Below are 18,798 nucleotides of genomic sequence, written 5' to 3'. Positions count from 1 at the left end.
ACAGAACGTTCAATACATCGAACAAGAGACATTTTACCAAAATTACGGCTTGTTTTCAATAACTATTATTTATATAGCTAACATTTGTATGTTTTTTATGAAAATGTGAACGCTAATTCTATAGTGATAGGATACTTGTATTTTCTTGGAAAGGAAGAGATTAAGTGGATTTAAATGAGAATAAGTTTCAAGTACGTACTGATTTAGCAATTGAAGCGAAAGATATGTATGTAGAAAAAGAAACTCCTCCAGAAGAGCAAATTAAAGGAGTTCAATTACGAGAGAAAAATGAAAATGGAATTAAAATCTCTTTTGTTGATATCGATAAGGATGGGGCAGAAGTGATTGGTAAAAAACCTGGTTCATATGTCACCATTTACGCAGATGGGGTTAAGAAACAAGATACAAAGAGCCAGGAAAATGCAGCAAAAATACTGGCAAGGGAACTAGAGAATCTATTAGAGAGAAATAATATCCCAAAAGATGGTACAGGGTTAATTGTTGGTTTAGGCAACTGGAATGTGACACCAGATGCACTTGGGCCGATGACGGTAGAAAAAGTACTAGTTACAAGCCATTTGTTTAAGCTTGAACATCAATCCATATCTGAAGGGTATCGTCCAGTTGGAGCAGTAACTCCAGGAGTAATGGGAGTTACTGGAATGGAGACAAGTAATATTATTTTTGGTATTGTTGAAAAATTTAAACCGGATTTTGTTATTGCTATTGATGCACTGGCTTCCCGATCAATTGAGCGAGTAAATGAAACCATCCAACTTTCTGATTCAGGAATTCATCCAGGTTCAGGTGTTGGTAATAAGCGGAAAGAAATAAGTAAGGAAACATTAGGAGTGCCAGTTATTGCTATAGGTGTCCCAACTGTTGTTGATGCAGTCACAATAACTAGCGATACGATAGATTATATATTAAAGCATTTTGGAAGAGAATGGCGTGAGAAAGATCGTCCTTCAAAGTCACTAGCACCTGCTAGTATGACATTTGGTGGGAAGAAGTTTACAGAGGAAGACTTACCAGATCCAGAGAAAAGACAAACATTCATGGGTATTGTAGGTACGTTGTCTGAAGAGGAAAAAAGAAAATTAATACAAGAAGTATTAACACCAACTGGCTATAATATGATGGTTACTCCTAAAGAAGTCGACGGATTTATGATAGACATGTCCCATTTAATAGCAAATGGAATCAATGCAGCTCTTCATGAAGCGGTAGATGTCGATAACTTTGCTAATTACTCTAGATAGTGTGAGTGTATAAATCTATTAAATTTTGCGAAAAATAAGAGAAACAGTTCTACCTTCCGAAGATTCGTCATAGATTTTAACTATAGATGAACTTGGAAGGTGGAACAGTATGAAATTACCGAATAATAACCCGAATAATAAGAACATATTAGATATTCTTAAGAGAAGTACGTTGTATATTTTCAGTATTTTGTTTCTATTTATTATTATTGGTATATTTACGACAATCTCACCAGCTCTACGCCTGTCCTCTAATACATTAACAAACTGGACAAACGAAATAGAGAGTTCAACATTTATGTATTTATTAGGTATGGAGAATCGAGCTTTTATGGAGGGCCTTCCACCTGATGCTTCTATACCAAATGTGTCATCTACAATTTTTCAGATTGCAACAAGTATTAAACCAGATGACCCAAGAAGTCTGTTGGGTAACGAACTTCCTGGTTTTTCTATTTTTGATAGCGAAATATTTATTGCCGGTGAAGGGACAAACTATACGAATTTACCTGTGGAATCCTCCCCACCATTAGAGGAGGTTCTGAAAGATAGAGAAGCTATAGTAGATGAGGAACTAGAAATAAGTGAACCAGAAGAACCAATTGATACTCCTTCAACAGGAGATAAAAAAGTAGTGTTTATTTACAATACGCATAATTATGAATCATTTTTACCACATTTACCAGGTGTTACAGATCCAAACTTAGCTCAACATAGTAAAGTGAATATTTCTAAAGTAAGTGAAAGATTTTCAAATGCTTTAGATAAATATGGTATTGGTAATATCTTAGATAAAACAGATACTATGAAAATTTTAGATGAAAACAATATGGAATATTGGCAGTCATATGAAGCAATTCGAGGTCCAGTTCAAGAGGCATTTAAGTCAAATAAAGATGTACAATATGTATTTGATTTTCACCGAGATGGAGTACGTAGAGACGTAACAACGAAAGTAATAAATGGTGAATCATATGCGAAGATAGCATTTGTAATTGGCGGAGAAAATAAAGACTATGAAAAGAACCTAGAGATTGCTAGCAAGCTTTGGAAGATAATGGAGGAAAAATATCCTGGTTTAAGTCGTGGCGTACTGCCACCAAAAAAAGGTGTTGGAACAAATGGACTATTTAATCAAGACTTACATGAAAATGCATTAACTGTTGAAATTGGTGGAGTCGATAACACATTAGATGAATTATATCGATCGGCTGATATTCTAGCAGAAGTATTTAGTGAATATTATTGGGATGCAGAAAAAGTTAGTACGGAATAAGGGAGGTTTTGATAGTGTTTAAATATATATCAGTTATACTACTTCTTGTTATCGTATTTTTAGTAGGAACTATTATCGGTGCTGAACATAAAGGGGAATCTATTTTACCGACTTTTAAAGAAGAGAACACCACGGAAAAAGTAACAGAAGAAGTGACACATACTGCAAATACAACAGAACAAAAACAAGAAGTGGTAAATGAACAAATGATCGCACAGGAACTTTCTATGTCCAATCAAGACCACCTTAGTCAAAAGACTGCATCCTTTTTTGAAGTTATCGTACAAGGATTCTATGATATATTGGTTGAAATTTTATACCAAATATCACAATTGTTTTTTTAATTTTATATTTGAGGAACCGCTACATTAGCCCCGGAAAAAACTACGGATAATTCTTGAAAAAGAAAAAGGCCGTATATTTTCGGGGTTGGTTACTTGGATACAAAAATTTGGGGTTATACTTATCATTTGAATTATAGTAATGTAGTATATATAGCTATTTTAACAACTCTTTCTTGAAACTAAAGGTTGCAATTGCTATAATCATGCTAGCAATTATCGTATTTTTATGTAGAAATTTAATTTTTACTTTTACTGTTCGTTGGTAAAGGCAATAGGAGTGAACAACACGTATGGCAAGAAATCAAGATAATGTACGCAACTTTTCAATTATCGCCCATATTGATCACGGTAAGTCGACACTGGCTGACCGTATTCTAGAAAATACACATACAATTACAGAGCGAGAAATGAAATCGCAAGTCCTTGATGCGATGGATTTGGAAAGAGAACGTGGAATTACAATCAAATTGAATGCAGTTCAATTGCATTACAAAAGTAAAAGTGGGGAAGATTTTATTTTTCATCTAATAGACACCCCAGGACACGTCGATTTTACATATGAAGTTTCGAGAAGCCTTGCTGCTTGTGAAGGTGCAATTTTAGTTGTCGATGCAGCGCAAGGTATTGAAGCACAGACTTTAGCGAACGTTTATTTAGCAATGGATAATGATTTAGAAATTATTCCGGTTATAAATAAAATTGATCTTCCAAGTGCAGATCCTGAACGGGTAAAAAAAGAGTTAGAAGAGGTCATTGGAATTGATCCTGATGATGTCATTTTAGCTTCCGCAAAAGCAAATATAGGTATAGAAGATATATTAGAACGAATTACAGAAGCCGTTCCACCACCAGTTGGAAACCCTAAAGAGCCTCTTAAAGCGTTAATTTTCGACTCATTATACGATTCCTATCGTGGTGTAGTTGCCTATGTTTGTATTAAAGAAGGTTCTGTTAAAGTAGGCGATCGTATTAAAATGATGGCGACAGGAAAAGAATTTGAAGTTAATGAAGTAGGGGTATTTACACCGAAACAAGTTCCACTTAAGGAATTGCATGTTGGTGATGTAGGTTATATTACTGCTTCAATTAAAAATGTTGGGGATACTCGAGTAGGGGATACGATTACACTTGCTAATAACCCAGCTAAAGAACCACTTCCTGGTTATAGACGTCTAAATCCGATGGTATATTGTGGACTTTATCCTGTAGATTCTAATAAATACAATGACTTACGTGAAGCGTTGGAACGATTAGAGTTAAATGATTCAGCCCTTCAATACGAAGCAGAAACGTCACAAGCGTTAGGATTTGGTTTCCGTTGTGGATTTTTAGGATTACTTCACATGGAAATTATTCAAGAAAGAATTGAACGAGAATTTAAAATTGATTTAATTACAACTGCACCAAGTGTTATTTACGAAGTGGAACAGACAGATGGTGAACTGATATCTATTGATAATCCATCTGAAATGCCTGATCCACAGAAAATTGAAGAAATTCGTGAGCCGTATGTTAAAGCAACGATAATGGTTCCTAATGAGTATGTTGGTGCAGTAATGGAAATAGCTCAGAAAAAACGGGGCCAATTTATTGATATGGAATATTTAGATGATATTCGTGTGAATGTTATTTACCATATTCCACTTTCTGAGATTGTTTATGATTTCTTTGATCAATTGAAGTCAAATACAAAAGGGTATGCTTCATTCGATTATGAATTAATCGGTTATCGTCCGTCCAAACTTGTTAAAATGGATATCCTTCTTAATGGCGAAACAATTGATGCACTATCGTTTATTGTTCATAAAGATTTTTCATATGAGCGTGGGAAACTTATTGTAGAGAAATTAAAAGAATTAATTCCTAGACAACAATTCGAAGTACCTATCCAAGCTGCTATTGGTAATAAAATTGTAGCTAGATCAACGATTAAAGCTATGCGTAAAAACGTTCTTGCAAAATGTTACGGTGGAGATATCTCACGTAAAAGAAAATTACTTGAAAAACAAAAAGAAGGTAAAAAGCGCATGAAGATGGTCGGCTCGGTTGAAGTACCACAAGAAGCATTTATGGCTGTATTAAAGATGGATGATGAATAGAAATGAGAGAACGGAAGAACTTTTCAAAGTTTTTCCTTTTCTTTTTTGGTGGATTAATAGGATAAACTTTCCACTAATAAATTACTCTCACATAGTTGATTCCGGTGTAATTAGAGGAAAAGAAATAAGTTTCCAGAGAATTGTAATGTAAACACTCTGTGAAATCTCATATTTTTACGTTAGGAGAAAAAAGATGATTCAATCAGTATACATTCATATTCCGTTTTGCCAGCATATCTGTCATTACTGTGATTTTACAAAGTTTTTCTATAATGAAGAGTCTGCTACGGAATATTTAGAAGCTTTAACAAATGAAATACAAGTACAAGTTGCTGGTTCAAACAATAAAGTGAAAACCATTTTTATCGGCGGAGGAACACCGACAGCACTTAACTATACCCAGTTAAAAACACTCTTAACGTTAGTACATGATAAGTTTGATGTTTGGAATTGCGAAGAATACACCATAGAAGCTAACCCTGGTGATTTTGATGAAGCCAAGGCAAAGCTGCTTAAAGAATATGGAGTGAACCGTGTATCACTAGGTGTACAAGTATTCGATAATAATATGTTAGAGGAATTAGGAAGAGCTCATCGGGTTGAAGATGTGTATAAAACTGTAGATTTATTAAAAGAAAATGGAATTACAAATATTAGTTTAGATCTTATTTATTCTTTACCTCATCAAACACCAGAACATTTTGAACGTACAGTAACAGAAGCTTTATCATTTGATTTACCACATTACTCAGCTTATTCGCTGCAAATTGAGCCAAAAACAATCTTTTATAATCGACATAAAAAGGGGCAATTACATCGACCGCAACAAGAAGAAGAAGTCGCGATGTTTGAGATTTTAAAGGAAAAAATGAGAGCTAAAGGGCTACGTCAATATGAAATTAGTAACTTTGCCAAGGAAGGCTTTGAAAGTAAGCATAATTTAACGTATTGGAATAATGATTATTATTACGGATTTGGTGCTGGTGCGAGTGGATATTTACCGGGAAAACGGACAATGAATATAAGACCATTACCAGCATACATTAAACAGGCAAAACTTGATGGGTACCCTTACTTAAAAGTTGAAGAGATTGGATTAAAAGAAAAAATTGAGGAAGAACTATTTTTAGGGTTACGTAAATTAAGTGGGATAAGTAAGCAAAAATTCCATGATAAATTCGGTTTTTCTCATGAATTGTTATATAAAGATGAAATAGAGAAACTCGTTCAGAAAGGTTGGTTAATTGATGAACAACATTCATTTTATCTTTCTGAACAAGGTGTATTATTTGGTAATAATGTATTTGAATACTTTTTGATAGAAGATGATGATTTAGAGTCAATTGCATTGACAAAAAAATAATGATTTGATAATTTATTATTAGAATTAGCACTCAAGACTTGAGAGTGCTAACAGGGGTGATCATTAATGTTAACAGATAGGCAATTGTTGATTTTGCAAGTTATAATTGATGATTTTATTGAATCAGCTCACCCAGTTGGCTCACGTGCTATTTCAAAAAAAGATGAAATATCCTATAGTGCTGCAACCATTAGAAATGTTATGGCCGATTTGGAAGAGATGGGATATATTGAAAAAACCCATTCCTCTTCTGGTCGTGTACCTTCCCAAAAAGGATATCGCTATTATGTTGACCATGTTATTGCACCAACTATAAAAGAAGGCAACCTCTCAATTATGAAGGACTTAATACGGGATGAGTTCATTGACTTTGAAAAGCTAGTACAAAAGTCAGCTGAAGTGTTATCTGATTTAACAAACTATACGTCTATTATCCTAGGTCCAGAATTGTTTGAAACGAAAGTAAAACAATTACAGATTGTCCCAATATCTGACTATTCAGCAGTTGCAATTCTAGTTACCGATTCCGGGCATGTGGAACATCGTTCATTTACTATTCCTGAGGACATTAGCCCTTCTGATTTAGAAAAACTCGTCAATATTTTAAATGAACGATTAAAAGGAGTCTCTTTAGCTAGATTACCTCAAGTGATTACAACTGAAGTAGTTTCCCTTATGAAAGTATATGTGAGGGACTTTGAAAAATCATTTAACTACTTACAATCAGCTTTCTTTCAGGAACAACCAGTTAAACTCTATATCGGTGGCATTACAAATTTGCTAACACAACCTGAATTTAATGATATTAATAAAGTACGATCATTCTACCAAATGATGGAGAATGAAGATCAAGTTGTCAATTTGTTGAAAACACCACAACATGGGATTAGAGTCTCGATTGGGAATGAAAATAAATTAGATGAGATAAAGGACTTTAGCTTAATCACGGCATCTTATCAATTAGGAAATGAACAAAAAGGTACAATTGCATTACTTGGGCCGACACGGATGGAATACCGAAAAGTGATTACTCTTTTAAATTCATTATCAAATGAAATGACAGATGCGTTGTACTTGTGGTATAAAAACAACGGATAGATAAGATAGGTGATAAATTACCTACTGCATATGGAGGTGCCAATTATGGAACAAAAAGATGTGACAGAACAAGAACAGGAAACTGTAGACGAAGTGGAAGTAAAACAAGAAGAATCTACTGAAACAACAGAAGAAGTAATAGAAGAAGTAGAAGTAGGTACTAATAATCAAGATGAGATTACAAAACTCCAGCAAGAAAAAGATGAACTATACGAAAGATTACTTAGATTACAAGCAGAGTTTGATAATTTCAAGAAACGTTCGGTAAAAGAAAGAGAAGCAGAAAGAAAGTATAAAGCGATGGATCTTGCTTCTGAACTATTACCAGCAATTGACAACTTCGAGAGGGCGCTTCAAGTAGAGGAAACAGAAGCAAATAAAGGCTTACTTGAAGGGATTTCCATGGTATACAGACAATTACTTGATGGACTTAAGTCACAAGGTGTCGAAGTAATTGAAGCTGTTGGAAAAGAATTTGATCCAAATGTTCATCAAGCAGTCATGCAAGTAGAGGATGAAAATGCTGAGTCAAATGTTGTAGTAGAAGAATTGCAAAAAGGTTATATGATTAAAGATCGTGTCATTCGCCCTGCAATGGTTAAAGTAAATAAATAATTTTTTTGGCTTACTATCAAGGAGGAAATAACTATGAGCAAAATCATTGGAATTGACTTAGGTACAACAAATTCATGTGTTGCAGTAATGGAAGGTGGAGAAGCTGTCGTTATCCCGAATCCAGAAGGAAATCGTACAACACCATCTGCTGTAGCATTTAAAAATGGAGAAAGACAAGTAGGGGAAGTTGCGAAACGTCAAGCAATTACAAACCCTAATACAATTCTATCCATTAAAAGACATATGGGAACTGATTATAAAGTTGAGGCGGAAGGTAAAGAATACACACCACAAGAACTTTCTGCAATTATCTTACAACATTTAAAATCTTACGCTGAGGATTATATCGGTGAGAAAGTTGAAAAGGCAGTTATTACTGTTCCGGCTTATTTCAACGATGCAGAACGTCAAGCAACTAAAGATGCTGGTAAAATTGCAGGTCTAGAAGTGGAGCGTATTATTAATGAGCCAACTGCTGCAGCATTAGCATACGGAATTGAGAAAGCTAACGAAGATCAAACAATTCTAGTATATGACCTTGGTGGAGGTACGTTTGACGTATCAATTCTTGATATTGGAGATGGCACGTTTGAAGTAATTGCAACTGCTGGAGATAACCGCCTTGGTGGGGATGACTTTGACGATGTAATCATTGACCACTTAGTTGCAGAATTCAAAAAAGAAAACGGTATTGACCTTTCTCAAGATAAAATGGCAATGCAACGTTTAAAAGACGCTGCTGAAAAAGCGAAAAAAGATTTATCTGGTGTAACACAAACTCAAATATCATTACCATTTATTACAGCTGGAGAAGCTGGCCCATTACACTTAGAAATGAATCTAACTCGTGCAAAATTTGAAGAACTATCTTCTGAATTAGTTGAACGTACGATGATCCCAACTCGTAAAGCATTACGCGATGCTGATTTAACAGCTAGTGAAATTGATAAAGTAATTCTTGTAGGTGGATCAACGCGTATTCCAGCAGTACAAGAAGCAATCAAACGTGAAACAGGTAAAGAACCTTCTAAAGGTGTAAACCCAGATGAAGTAGTTGCATTAGGTGCAGCTATTCAAGGTGGAGTGCTTCAAGGTGATGTAAAAGACGTTGTATTACTTGATGTAACACCACTTTCATTAGGTATTGAAACAATGGGTGGAGTATTTACGAAATTAATTGAGCGTAATACAACAATCCCAACAAGTCATTCACAAGTATTCTCTACTGCTGCTGATAACCAAACAGCTGTAGATATCCATGTGCTTCAAGGGGAAAGAGAAATGGCTGCTGACAATAAAACACTTGGCCGTTTCCAATTAACTGATATTCCTCCAGCACCGAGAGGTATTCCTCAAATCGAGGTATCATTTGATATTGATGCAAACGGAATTGTTAATGTTCGTGCAAAAGACATGGGCACAAATAAAGAGCAATCCATTACAATCAAATCTTCTTCAGGTTTATCAGATGAAGAAGTGGAAAAAATGGTACGTGAGGCAGAAGAAAATGCTGAAGCAGATAAGAAACGTCGTGAAGAAGTAGACCTTCGTAATGAATCTGACCAATTAATCTTTACAACTGACAAAACGATTAAAGATTTAGGCGACAAAGTTTCTGAAGAAGATAAGAGTAAAGCGGAAGCAGCAAAAGAAGAATTGAAAAAAGCACTTGAAGGTAGCGACGTTGAAGAAATCAAAGCGAAAAAAGATGCTTTACAAGAACATGTACAACAACTATCCGTTAAACTATATGAGCAAATGGCTCAAGAAAACCAAGCTGCTGGAGAACAAGCAGGCGGTAACGCAGATGATAACGTTGTAGATGCAGACTACCAAGAAGTAGACGACGATAAAAAATAAGATCATTTTCAAATGAAAGTCAAAGTCAGGACCCTCTTGACTTTGACTTTTGTTGTTAGTCCTGTTTAGAATTTAAAATTATTGTAAATTGATATAAACAATTATTGCACTGAGCGGCCCGAATACACAAAGACTCCTTGAAAAAGAAAACCACTTTTTCTGCGTGCGATGTAATGCTGTCGAAGCATTCCTTGTCCTATGGGAGGATAGGCATAGGTGAGACCCCGCAGTGCGTAGCACGAGGAGGCTCAGCAGCCGCCCATGGAAAGCGAAGTGTATTCGGGCCGCGGATATGGCAAGAAGCAATTTATAATGATTAACAACAACCATTTGCCACTACAATATTTTTAATGTTATGATTTACCTTATGTGAAAGTGAAGCGGGAGAGTGATAGCTAGTGTCAAAACGAGATTATTATGAAGTATTAGGTGTTGAGAAAAGCGCAACTAAAGAAGAAATTAAAAAATCATACCGTAAATTAGCAAGAAAATATCATCCGGACGTTAATAAAGAACCAGATGCAGCAGATAAATTTAAAGAAGTAAAAGAAGCATATGAAACATTATCCAACGATCAAAAACGAGCACAATATGATCAATTTGGTCATGCAGGAATGAATGGTGGCCAAGGTTTTGGTGGCTTTGGTGGGGCACAAGATTTCGGCGGTTTTGGAGATATTTTCGATATGTTCTTTGGAGGTGGGGGACGTAGACGTGACCCTAACGCACCACAACAAGGTGCTGATCTTCAATATACAATGATTTTAGACTTTGAAGAAGCTATTTTCGGTAAAGAAACGGAAATTTCAATTCCAAATGATGAAGAATGTGCAACATGTCATGGTTCAGGTGCAAAACCAGGAACAAAACCAAAAACATGTACCCATTGCCAAGGAAGCGGTCAGTTAAATACAGAACAAAATACACCATTCGGTCGAGTAGTGAACCGTCGCGTATGTCACCATTGTAATGGTTCTGGAAAGATAATACCGGAAAAATGTACAACATGTAGTGGAAAAGGAACCGTTAAAAAGAATAAGAAAATCCAAATTAACATTCCTGCTGGTATAGATGAGGGACAACAAATTCGTGTTGCTGGTAAAGGTGAACCGGGTAAAAATGGTGGACCAAGTGGTGACCTATATGTTGTTATTAAAGTTCGTAGTCATGAGTTCTTTACTAGAGAAGGTGACAATATATTCTGTGAATTACCATTAACATTTACACAAGCTGCACTTGGGGATGAACTAGAAGTTCCAACCGTTCATGGTAAAGTGAAGCTGAAGATCCCTGCTGGAACACAGACAGGCAGAATCTTCCGATTAAAAGGAAAAGGTGCGCCTAATGTAAGAGGATATGGTCATGGAGATCAACACATTAAAGTTCGTGTAGTAACACCTACTAAATTAACAGAACGTCAAAAAGAATTACTACGAGAATTTAATGATATTAATGGTAATAATAAAACAGAGGAACAAGAGGATTCTCTTTTTCAAAAATTTAAAAAAGCATTTAAAGGGGATTAGGCTAGTATCCTAATTCCTTTATACATAATAGTTATCAACAAATGAACAATAATAATAGAAATGAGTGAGATTCGTTTGAAATGGTCGGAAATATGTATCCATACTACTAACGAAGCAATAGAACCGATATCCAATATTTTACATGAAATTGGAGCAAGTGGTGTTGTCATAGAAAATCCACTTGATTTGATAATTGATAAACAAGATGTGTACGGTGAAATATTCGAATTGAATCCAAAAGACTATCCAGATGAAGGTGTATATATAAAAGCTTATTTGCCTTTAAATAGCTCCATTATTGAAACTGTAGAAGAGATAAAGTTAGCTGTAAATAATTTAACAGCCTATGGAATCGAACTCGGAAAAAATGAAGTAACTTGGAGTGAAGTGGACGAAGAAGATTGGGCTACTGCTTGGAAGAAGTACTATAAACCTATCCAAGTATCAGAAAAGATAACCGTTACACCGACATGGGAAAATTACCAACCTACAAGCGAGGATGAAATTGTAATTGAGTTAGATCCTGGAATGGCTTTTGGAACAGGTACACATCCAACAACGATGTTAAGTATTCAGGCATTAGAAAAGTATGTAAATATGGGGGATTCTGTTATTGATGTTGGTTGTGGGTCGGGTGTCCTTAGTATCGCTTCCGCTCGCTTAGGCGCTAAGGAAGTTTATGCATTTGACCTGGATGAAGTAGCTGTGCAAAGTACTAAAACGAATGCAGAATATAATAAGGTAGATGATTTAATCCATCTCAAACAAAATAATCTATTACAAGATGTTCATTTACAAGCTGATATTATTGTATCCAATATTTTAGCCGAAATCATTATTCGATTTATTGATGATGCATGGGTAAATCTAGTAGATGGTGGTTACTTTATCACGTCTGGAATTATTCAGTCCAAAAAAGAAATGGTATTAAATAAAATGCAAGAACATGGATTTAAGATAATTGAAATAAATGAGATAGAAGATTGGGTTTCTATTGTCGCTAAGAAGAAGTAGGTGTAGGAATGCAAAGGTATTTTGTCCCAGAAAATAATTGGCAATCTAATTCAGTATCAATCGATGGAGAAGATGCTCACCATATTATTCGAGTTATGCGTATGCAAATAGGAGATGAAATAATTTGTAATACGCCTCAAGGTCAGAGTGCAACATGCAAAATTTCCATGATTCAAGAAAAAGAAGTCGTAGCTGAAATAATTGGCTGGTTGGATAAAAGCTCCGAGCTTCCTGTCTTTGTTACCATTGCTCAAGGTCTACCGAAAGGGGATAAGATGGATTTAGTACTACAAAAGGGAACAGAACTTGGGGCCAAAGCTTTTATCCCCTTTCAAGCAGAACGCTCGGTAGTAAAATGGGATTCTCGTAAAGTAGAGAAAAAATTATCACGTTATGCTAAAATTGTAAAGGAAGCTAGCGAACAATCACATAGAAACTATTTGCCAGAAATAAAGTCAGTGATGAATTTACAAGCTTTGATTATGGAAAGTAAACGTTACGATGTAAAGATAATCGCTTATGAGGAAGAAGCAAAAACAGATACCTTTCGATCGTTTGCAAGTATTGTAAAAAGTTTATCGAAAGATAGTAAAGTGTTAGTCTGTATCGGTCCTGAAGGTGGTTTATCTATGGAAGAAGTAAATAAACTTAAAGAATATGACTTCATTCCTGTTCGGTTAGGTCCGAGGATTTTAAGAACGGAAACAGCCGCACTGTACGTACTTAGTAGTATTTCGTATCATCTGGAAGAATTGGAGGGGCTCTCATGCCAACAGTAGCATTTCATACATTAGGTTGTAAAGTTAATCATTATGAAACAGAAGGTATTTGGCGCATGTTCATGGATCAAGGCTATGAACGTGTTGATTTTGATCATGATTCAGATGTATATGTTATTAACACATGTACAGTCACTAATTCTGGAGATAAGAAAAGTAGACAAATTATTAGACGAGCAATTCGTAAAAATCCAGATGCGATTGTTTGTGTAACTGGTTGTTATGCACAAACATCTCCAGGTGAAATTTTAGAAATTCCTGGAGTAGATGTCGTTGTCGGTACACAAGACCGCAAAAACATGATCCAATATATTGAAGAACATAAAAAATCGAGAGTTCCAGTGAATGGTGTTTCTAATATAATGAAAAACCGAGTTTTTGAAGAAATGGATGTCCCTGAATTCTCGGATAGAACTCGTGCATCTCTTAAAATTCAAGAAGGTTGTAATAACTTCTGTACGTTTTGTATTATCCCATGGTCCCGTGGATTATTACGTTCTCGTGATCCAGAAAGTGTCATAAGTCAAGCACAGAAGCTAGTTGATGCAGGCTATAAAGAAATAGTATTAACCGGAATTCATACAGCCGGTTATGGAGAAGACCTAAATGATTATAATTTTGCAGCATTATTAAGAGACTTAGAGTCTAAAGTGTCTGGTTTAGAAAGAATTCGTATCTCCTCCATTGAAGCAAGTCAGATTACGGACGAAGTTATTGAAGTTCTTGACCAATCAGAAAAAATCGTTCGTCATTTACATATTCCGTTACAATCTGGTTCGGATACAGTTTTAAAACGGATGCGTAGAAAATACTCTACCGAATTTTACTATCAAAAAGTTGGAAAAATCCGAAAAGCATTACCAGATTTAGCAATTACTTCTGATGTTATCGTTGGTTTTCCAGGCGAAACAGAAGAGGAATTTATGGAGACGTATAACTTCATTAAAAAAGTTGGATATTCTGAACTGCATGTCTTTCCATTCTCAAGAAGAACTGGAACACCTGCAGCAAGAATGGATGATCAAGTAGACGAAGATATTAAAAATGAACGTGTACAACGAATGATTGACTTATCAGAAGAACTTGCAAAAGAATATGCCGCTCGTTATGAGAATGAAGTACTTGAAGTTATTCCAGAAGAGCGTGATTTGGAAGAAGAAAATATGTTAGTCGGATATACAGATAACTACTTAAAAGTTAAGTTTGAAGGTACCCAAGATATGATTGGAAAAATTGTTCGTGTCAAGATTACGAAATCAGGATATCCATATAATGAAGGTAAATTTGTTCGAATAATGGATTTTGCTACACATGGTAAAATGAAAGTGAATGCCTAGTCTAATGACTGGGCATTTTATATATTGAAGCAAGATATCTACCATAGATTTCGAATCTGTAGAATTTAATTGATAGCATTTCCAATTATAAAGTGCTATTATACAAGAGGTACGTACAACTTAAGAAAGGAAGTTAAAATAATGACTCAAAATTTAGCAAAATATATTGATCATACATTATTAAAGCCTGATGCAACAAAAGAAAGTATCTTGAAAATTGTAGAGGAAGCAAAGGAATATGAATTTGCATCTGTATGTGTAAATCCTCATTGGGTTTCACTTTGTTATGATTATCTTAAAGATACAAGTGTAAAAGTTTGTACAGTAATTGGGTTTCCATTAGGAGCAACATCTACAGAAACTAAAATTTTTGAAACAAAACAAGCAATTGCTGATGGAGCAACAGAAGTTGACATGGTAATTAATGTAGGTGAACTAAAATCTGGTAATAGAGAATTTGTAAAGCAAGATATTGAGGCAGTGGTAAAAGCTGCTGAAGGAAAAGCTTTAACAAAAGTTATAATTGAGACGTCTCTATTAACTGAGGAAGAGAAAGTTATTGCATGTCAATTATCAAAAGAGGCAGGTGCAGACTTTGTCAAAACATCTACTGGATTCTCTGGTGGTGGAGCAACTGTGGAAGATGTTGCATTAATGCGTCAAACAGTAGGTCCAGAAATGGGAGTAAAAGCTTCTGGTGGCGTTAGAGATCTTGCGCAAGCAGAGGCAATGATTGAAGCAGGAGCAACAAGAATAGGAGCAAGTTCTGGTATTGCTATTGTTCAAGGAAAACAAGGAACTTCCGATTATTAATCAAATATAGCTTCAAGCTTTTTATTTTTAAATAACTTTGCAAGTATACAAAAGTTATGAAAGATACAAAGGAGAAGTAAGAAAAGCAAAATATATAGTTGACCGATTGCATAACAATATATTATAATTACAAAAGGCATGTGATATATACATATGCCTTTCTAATTAATCTGTTTTTTTGCTTCGGAGGGAGGGAAATTAGCATGTCAAATACAACTCGCGTTCGTAAAAACGAGTCTCTTGAGGATGCTCTTCGTCGCTTTAAACGTAGTGTAGCTAAAAGTGGAACACTACAAGAATATCGCAAGCGTGAACACTACGAAAAACCTAGCGTTCGTCGTAAAAAGAAATCTGAAGCTGCTAGAAAGCGTAAATTCTAAAGTAGGTGCTACAAATGTCTTTACTAACACGGTTAAATGACGATATGAAGCAAGCGATGAAGAATAAGGACAAGGAAAGACTTAGTGTTATTCGCATGGTTAAAGCTTCATTACAGAATGAATCGATAAAGCTTGGTAAAAGTGAGTTATCTGAAGACGAAGATTTAACAATTTTATCAAGAGAACTGAAACAAAGAAAAGATTCCCTCCAAGAATTTAAATCAGCTGGACGCGAAGATCTTGTTGAAAAGCTTGAAATGGAAATCGAGATTATTCAAGAATATATGCCTGAACAGCTATCTGATGAGGAGCTTTCAGCTATCATTCAAGAAACGATTCAAGAAACTGGTGCATCTTCAAAAAAAGATATGGGTAAAGTCATGAGTGCCATTATGCCTAAAGTAAAAGGTAAAGCAGATGGTTCTAAAATAAATAAATTAGTTCAACAATTTTTGAATTAACGTACCCAATAAATAAACCCTTGCTATTATTAAGCAAGGGTTTATTATTTTCCCCATTTTCCCATACAATATGCATGTCTCATTTTTCTATCCTTCCTGTAATAATCATGATACTATTTATAATATATCTATTTCATATCAATTTTTTGAAACCTTAGCTTATTATTATCCGTATATAATGATGTATAATGAGAGGGAGGTGTAGTACTTGCCAAAGAAACGATTAATAAGTTATTTTTTCCTGTTTATCGCTATTTTTCTATTTTTAATACCATATACTAGTCACATTTATGCTGATGACCAAGGTGGAGGGAAAACTGTATATATTATCCCTATTAAAAATGATGTGGAAAGAGGATTGGAAGCATTCCTATCACGTACAACAAAAGAAGCGTTAGAAAATGGGGCAGATCATATCATTTTTGAAATAGATACACCTGGTGGCAGTGTTGCTGCTGCAGATAATATAGGGACGATCATCGCAAATTTAGAAATTCCGACAACTTCCTATATTATTAGTCAAGCATTATCTGCAGGCTCTTATATTGCATTACATACGGATACCATTTATATGACCCCGCGAGCAACAATGGGAGCAAGTGGAGTAATCACCGGTGATGGAAATGCTGCAGATAAAAAAGCACAATCTGCATGGCTTAAAGCTATGACAAGTGCAGCAGAAGCTGGCGGAAGAGATCCTCTTTATGCTGCAGCAATGGCAGATTCTTCGATAGATCTACCTGAATTAGATGCACCTAAAGGAGAATTTTTAACGTTAACACCTCAAGAAGCTTTACAAGTAGGTTATGCTGAAGGTATTACTTCGGATAGAACAGAGCTATTATATGAGTTAGGGTTATCCAAATCCATTGTTGTGGAAAAAGAACCAACTATAGCGGAAAATATAGCAAGATTTATTACAAATCCAATTGTAGTATCTATTCTTTTATCCTTAGCAGGACTTGGACTCGTTGTAGAATTATATTCCCCGGGATTTGGAGTGCCAGGCACCATTGGCTTAGTTTCATTAGTATTATTTTTCTATGGTCATGTAGTTGCTGGGCTAGCAGGTATGGAAGCAATTATAATATTGCTTATTGGACTTGCCTTAATCATAGCAGAATTCTTTGTACCTGGTGGCATATTAGGGTTACTAGGAGTTGGAGCAATAATCGCCTCATTATTTATATCTGGCGCAAATATTGCAGACATGACAATGAGTATCGCGATTGCGCTTATCGTTGTGATAGTAGCTTCTGTCATTTTGTTTAGAAGAATAGGTTTAGATAAAGGTGTCTTTAGACATGTGATTCTAAAAGAAAGCACAACGACAGAATTAGGATATGTATCCAATGAAAATCGATTAGATTTGATTGGAATGGAAGGTTTCACCGCAACAGCTCTAAGGCCATCAGGCGTTGCCGTGTTTGGTGGAGAGCGGGTTGATGTCGTTTCAGAAGGTAGTTTTGTCGAAATTAATCAACCGGTTAAAGTTGTAAAAGTAGAAGGAGTACGAGTTGTTGTTAGAGAATTATAAGGTTATTAAACCTATAATATAAATTTTTTAGGAGGAATTCATTATGGATCCAAGTTTAATTATGCCTGTGATATTAATCGCGGTGATATTGATTGCAGTAGCAATCCTATTTACATTTATACCAGTAACACTGTGGATTAGTGCACTTGCTGCAGGAGTAAAAGTAGGTATTCTAACACTGATCGGGATGCGCTTACGTCGAGTTGTTCCAAGTCGTGTAATTAACCCATTAATTAAAGCACATAAAGCAGGTCTTGACGTAAAAACAAACCAACTAGAGAGTCATTATCTAGCTGGAGGTAATGTGGATAGAGTAGTAAACGCATTAATTGCTGCACATCGTGCTAATATTGAGCTATCCTTCGAACGTGCTGCTGCTATTGACCTGGCAGGTCGTGATGTATTAGAAGCGGTACAAATGAGTGTAAACCCTGAAGTAATTGAAACTCCATTTATTGCAGGTATTGCGATGGATGGAATTGAAGTAAAAGCTAAGGCTAGAATTACAGTACGTGCAAACATTGACCGACTTGTCGGGGGTGCTGGTGAAGAAACCATTATCGCTCGTGTTGGTGAAGGTGTTGTAAGTACGATTGGTAGTTCAGATACTCATGCAAAAGTATTAGAAAATCCAGATATGATTTCTCACACTGTATTAGCTAAAGGGCTAGATGCTGGTACTGCTTTTGAAATTCTGTCGATTGATATTGCTGATGTGGATATCGGTAAGAACATTGGTGCGATGCTACAAACAGACCAAGCGGAAGCAGATAAGAAAATTGCTCAAGCGAAAGCAGAAGAACGTCGCGCAATGGCAGTTGCACAAGAACAAGAAATGGTTGCTCGTGTTCAAGAAATGCGTGCAAAAGTTGTGGAAGCTGAAGCAGAAGTACCACTTGCACTTTCTGAAGCGTTACGTTCTGGTAAATTAGGTGTTATGGATTACTTAAATTATGAAAATATTAACGCCGATACAGATATGCGTGACTCTATTGGAAAACTATCTAAAGATAATAATGATGATGAAAATTAAT

The 18,798-nt window shown here is 35.5% G+C and carries 17 protein-coding genes; all 17 read left to right on the top strand.

Annotated features, from left to right (window positions below; translation table 11 throughout):
• The first annotated feature begins 164 nt into the window (after nucleotides 1–164).
• The 17 genes from gpr to floA all read left to right on the top strand — a co-directional run bounded on the left by gpr (nucleotide 165) and on the right by floA (nucleotide 18,797).
• Nucleotides 165–1,262 (top strand): GPR endopeptidase, encoded by a 1,098-nt coding sequence (gpr, locus tag IEV35_RS05465; protein ID WP_188383690.1) that lies wholly within the window; start codon nucleotides 165–167, stop codon nucleotides 1,260–1,262.
• Between the two features lie 109 nt (nucleotides 1,263–1,371).
• On the top strand, nucleotides 1,372–2,538 hold the full coding sequence (gene spoIIP, locus IEV35_RS05460; RefSeq protein ID WP_188383689.1) for a stage II sporulation protein P: 1,167 nt from the start codon (nucleotides 1,372–1,374) through the stop codon (nucleotides 2,536–2,538).
• Between the two features lie 14 nt (nucleotides 2,539–2,552).
• The gene (locus IEV35_RS05455; protein WP_188383688.1) at nucleotides 2,553–2,882 is read left to right on the top strand and encodes a hypothetical protein; all 330 of its coding nucleotides are present in this window, start codon (nucleotides 2,553–2,555) and stop codon (nucleotides 2,880–2,882) included.
• Nucleotides 2,883–3,172: 290 nt separating this feature from the next.
• Nucleotides 3,173–4,981: a translation elongation factor 4 gene (gene lepA / locus IEV35_RS05450; RefSeq protein ID WP_188383687.1), complete on the top strand. Its 1,809-nt coding sequence runs from the start codon at nucleotides 3,173–3,175 to the stop codon at nucleotides 4,979–4,981.
• Nucleotides 4,982–5,174: 193 nt separating this feature from the next.
• Entirely contained in the window at nucleotides 5,175–6,344 is a 1,170-nt protein-coding gene (hemW, locus tag IEV35_RS05445) for a radical SAM family heme chaperone HemW (protein WP_188383686.1), read from the top strand.
• A gap of 66 nt (nucleotides 6,345–6,410) precedes the next feature.
• Entirely contained in the window at nucleotides 6,411–7,442 is a 1,032-nt protein-coding gene (hrcA, locus tag IEV35_RS05440) for a heat-inducible transcriptional repressor HrcA (protein WP_188383685.1), read from the top strand.
• Nucleotides 7,443–7,484: 42 nt separating this feature from the next.
• On the top strand, nucleotides 7,485–8,057 hold the full coding sequence (gene grpE, locus IEV35_RS05435; RefSeq protein WP_373284696.1) for a nucleotide exchange factor GrpE: 573 nt from the start codon (nucleotides 7,485–7,487) through the stop codon (nucleotides 8,055–8,057).
• A 33-nt stretch (nucleotides 8,058–8,090) separates the two neighbouring features.
• On the top strand, nucleotides 8,091–9,917 hold the full coding sequence (gene dnaK / locus IEV35_RS05430; protein ID WP_188383683.1) for a molecular chaperone DnaK: 1,827 nt from the start codon (nucleotides 8,091–8,093) through the stop codon (nucleotides 9,915–9,917).
• A gap of 398 nt (nucleotides 9,918–10,315) precedes the next feature.
• Nucleotides 10,316–11,443 (top strand): molecular chaperone DnaJ, encoded by a 1,128-nt coding sequence (gene dnaJ, locus IEV35_RS05425; RefSeq protein WP_188383682.1) that lies wholly within the window; start codon nucleotides 10,316–10,318, stop codon nucleotides 11,441–11,443.
• Nucleotides 11,444–11,518: 75 nt separating this feature from the next.
• The gene (gene prmA / locus IEV35_RS05420) at nucleotides 11,519–12,457 is read left to right on the top strand and encodes a 50S ribosomal protein L11 methyltransferase (protein ID WP_188383761.1); all 939 of its coding nucleotides are present in this window, start codon (nucleotides 11,519–11,521) and stop codon (nucleotides 12,455–12,457) included.
• A gap of 8 nt (nucleotides 12,458–12,465) precedes the next feature.
• On the top strand, nucleotides 12,466–13,236 hold the full coding sequence (locus IEV35_RS05415; protein ID WP_188383681.1) for a 16S rRNA (uracil(1498)-N(3))-methyltransferase: 771 nt from the start codon (nucleotides 12,466–12,468) through the stop codon (nucleotides 13,234–13,236).
• The gene (gene mtaB / locus IEV35_RS05410) at nucleotides 13,224–14,573 is read left to right on the top strand and encodes a tRNA (N(6)-L-threonylcarbamoyladenosine(37)-C(2))-methylthiotransferase MtaB (protein WP_188383680.1); all 1,350 of its coding nucleotides are present in this window, start codon (nucleotides 13,224–13,226) and stop codon (nucleotides 14,571–14,573) included. The genes IEV35_RS05415 and mtaB overlap by 13 nt, the downstream gene beginning before the upstream one ends.
• A 141-nt stretch (nucleotides 14,574–14,714) precedes the next feature.
• A complete protein-coding gene (deoC, locus tag IEV35_RS05405) occupies nucleotides 14,715–15,386 on the top strand; it encodes a deoxyribose-phosphate aldolase (protein ID WP_188383679.1) in 672 nt (223 codons plus the stop codon).
• Nucleotides 15,387–15,589: 203 nt separating this feature from the next.
• Nucleotides 15,590–15,766, top strand: coding sequence for a 30S ribosomal protein S21 (gene rpsU, locus IEV35_RS05400; protein ID WP_042145999.1), 177 nt, complete (start codon nucleotides 15,590–15,592; stop codon nucleotides 15,764–15,766).
• A gap of 14 nt (nucleotides 15,767–15,780) precedes the next feature.
• A complete protein-coding gene (locus IEV35_RS05395; protein ID WP_188383678.1) occupies nucleotides 15,781–16,227 on the top strand; it encodes a GatB/YqeY domain-containing protein in 447 nt (148 codons plus the stop codon).
• A gap of 208 nt (nucleotides 16,228–16,435) precedes the next feature.
• On the top strand, nucleotides 16,436–17,764 hold the full coding sequence (locus IEV35_RS05390) for an NfeD family protein (RefSeq protein WP_188383677.1): 1,329 nt from the start codon (nucleotides 16,436–16,438) through the stop codon (nucleotides 17,762–17,764).
• Between the two features lie 43 nt (nucleotides 17,765–17,807).
• Complete coding sequence (gene floA / locus IEV35_RS05385; protein WP_188383676.1) at nucleotides 17,808–18,797, top strand: flotillin-like protein FloA; 990 nt, start codon at nucleotides 17,808–17,810, stop codon at nucleotides 18,795–18,797.
• Nucleotide 18,798 lies beyond the last annotated feature (1 nt).

The sequence above is a fragment of the Ornithinibacillus halotolerans genome, from assembly GCF_014637405.1.
Lineage (GTDB): Bacteria > Bacillota > Bacilli > Bacillales > Amphibacillaceae > Ornithinibacillus > Ornithinibacillus halotolerans.
Note: the sequence above shows the minus strand (reverse complement) of the source record. Positions and strands in the feature narration are given on the sequence as shown.

What these genes read in the sequence shown, in the direction of transcription:
- spoIIP (WP_188383689.1), top strand. Translation starts at nt 1,372, where the DNA reads ATGAAATTACCGAATAATAACCCGAATAATAAGAACATATTAGATATT.
- lepA (WP_188383687.1), top strand. Translation starts at nt 3,173, where the DNA reads ATGGCAAGAAATCAAGATAATGTACGCAACTTTTCAATTATCGCCCAT.
- hemW (WP_188383686.1), top strand. Translation starts at nt 5,175, where the DNA reads ATGATTCAATCAGTATACATTCATATTCCGTTTTGCCAGCATATCTGT.
- hrcA (WP_188383685.1), top strand. Translation starts at nt 6,411, where the DNA reads ATGTTAACAGATAGGCAATTGTTGATTTTGCAAGTTATAATTGATGAT.
- dnaK (WP_188383683.1), top strand. Translation starts at nt 8,091, where the DNA reads ATGAGCAAAATCATTGGAATTGACTTAGGTACAACAAATTCATGTGTT.
- IEV35_RS05415 (WP_188383681.1), top strand. Translation starts at nt 12,466, where the DNA reads ATGCAAAGGTATTTTGTCCCAGAAAATAATTGGCAATCTAATTCAGTA.
- mtaB (WP_188383680.1), top strand. Translation starts at nt 13,224, where the DNA reads ATGCCAACAGTAGCATTTCATACATTAGGTTGTAAAGTTAATCATTAT.
- deoC (WP_188383679.1), top strand. Translation starts at nt 14,715, where the DNA reads ATGACTCAAAATTTAGCAAAATATATTGATCATACATTATTAAAGCCT.
- rpsU (WP_042145999.1), top strand. Translation starts at nt 15,590, where the DNA reads ATGTCAAATACAACTCGCGTTCGTAAAAACGAGTCTCTTGAGGATGCT.
- IEV35_RS05395 (WP_188383678.1), top strand. Translation starts at nt 15,781, where the DNA reads ATGTCTTTACTAACACGGTTAAATGACGATATGAAGCAAGCGATGAAG.
- floA (WP_188383676.1), top strand. Translation starts at nt 17,808, where the DNA reads ATGGATCCAAGTTTAATTATGCCTGTGATATTAATCGCGGTGATATTG.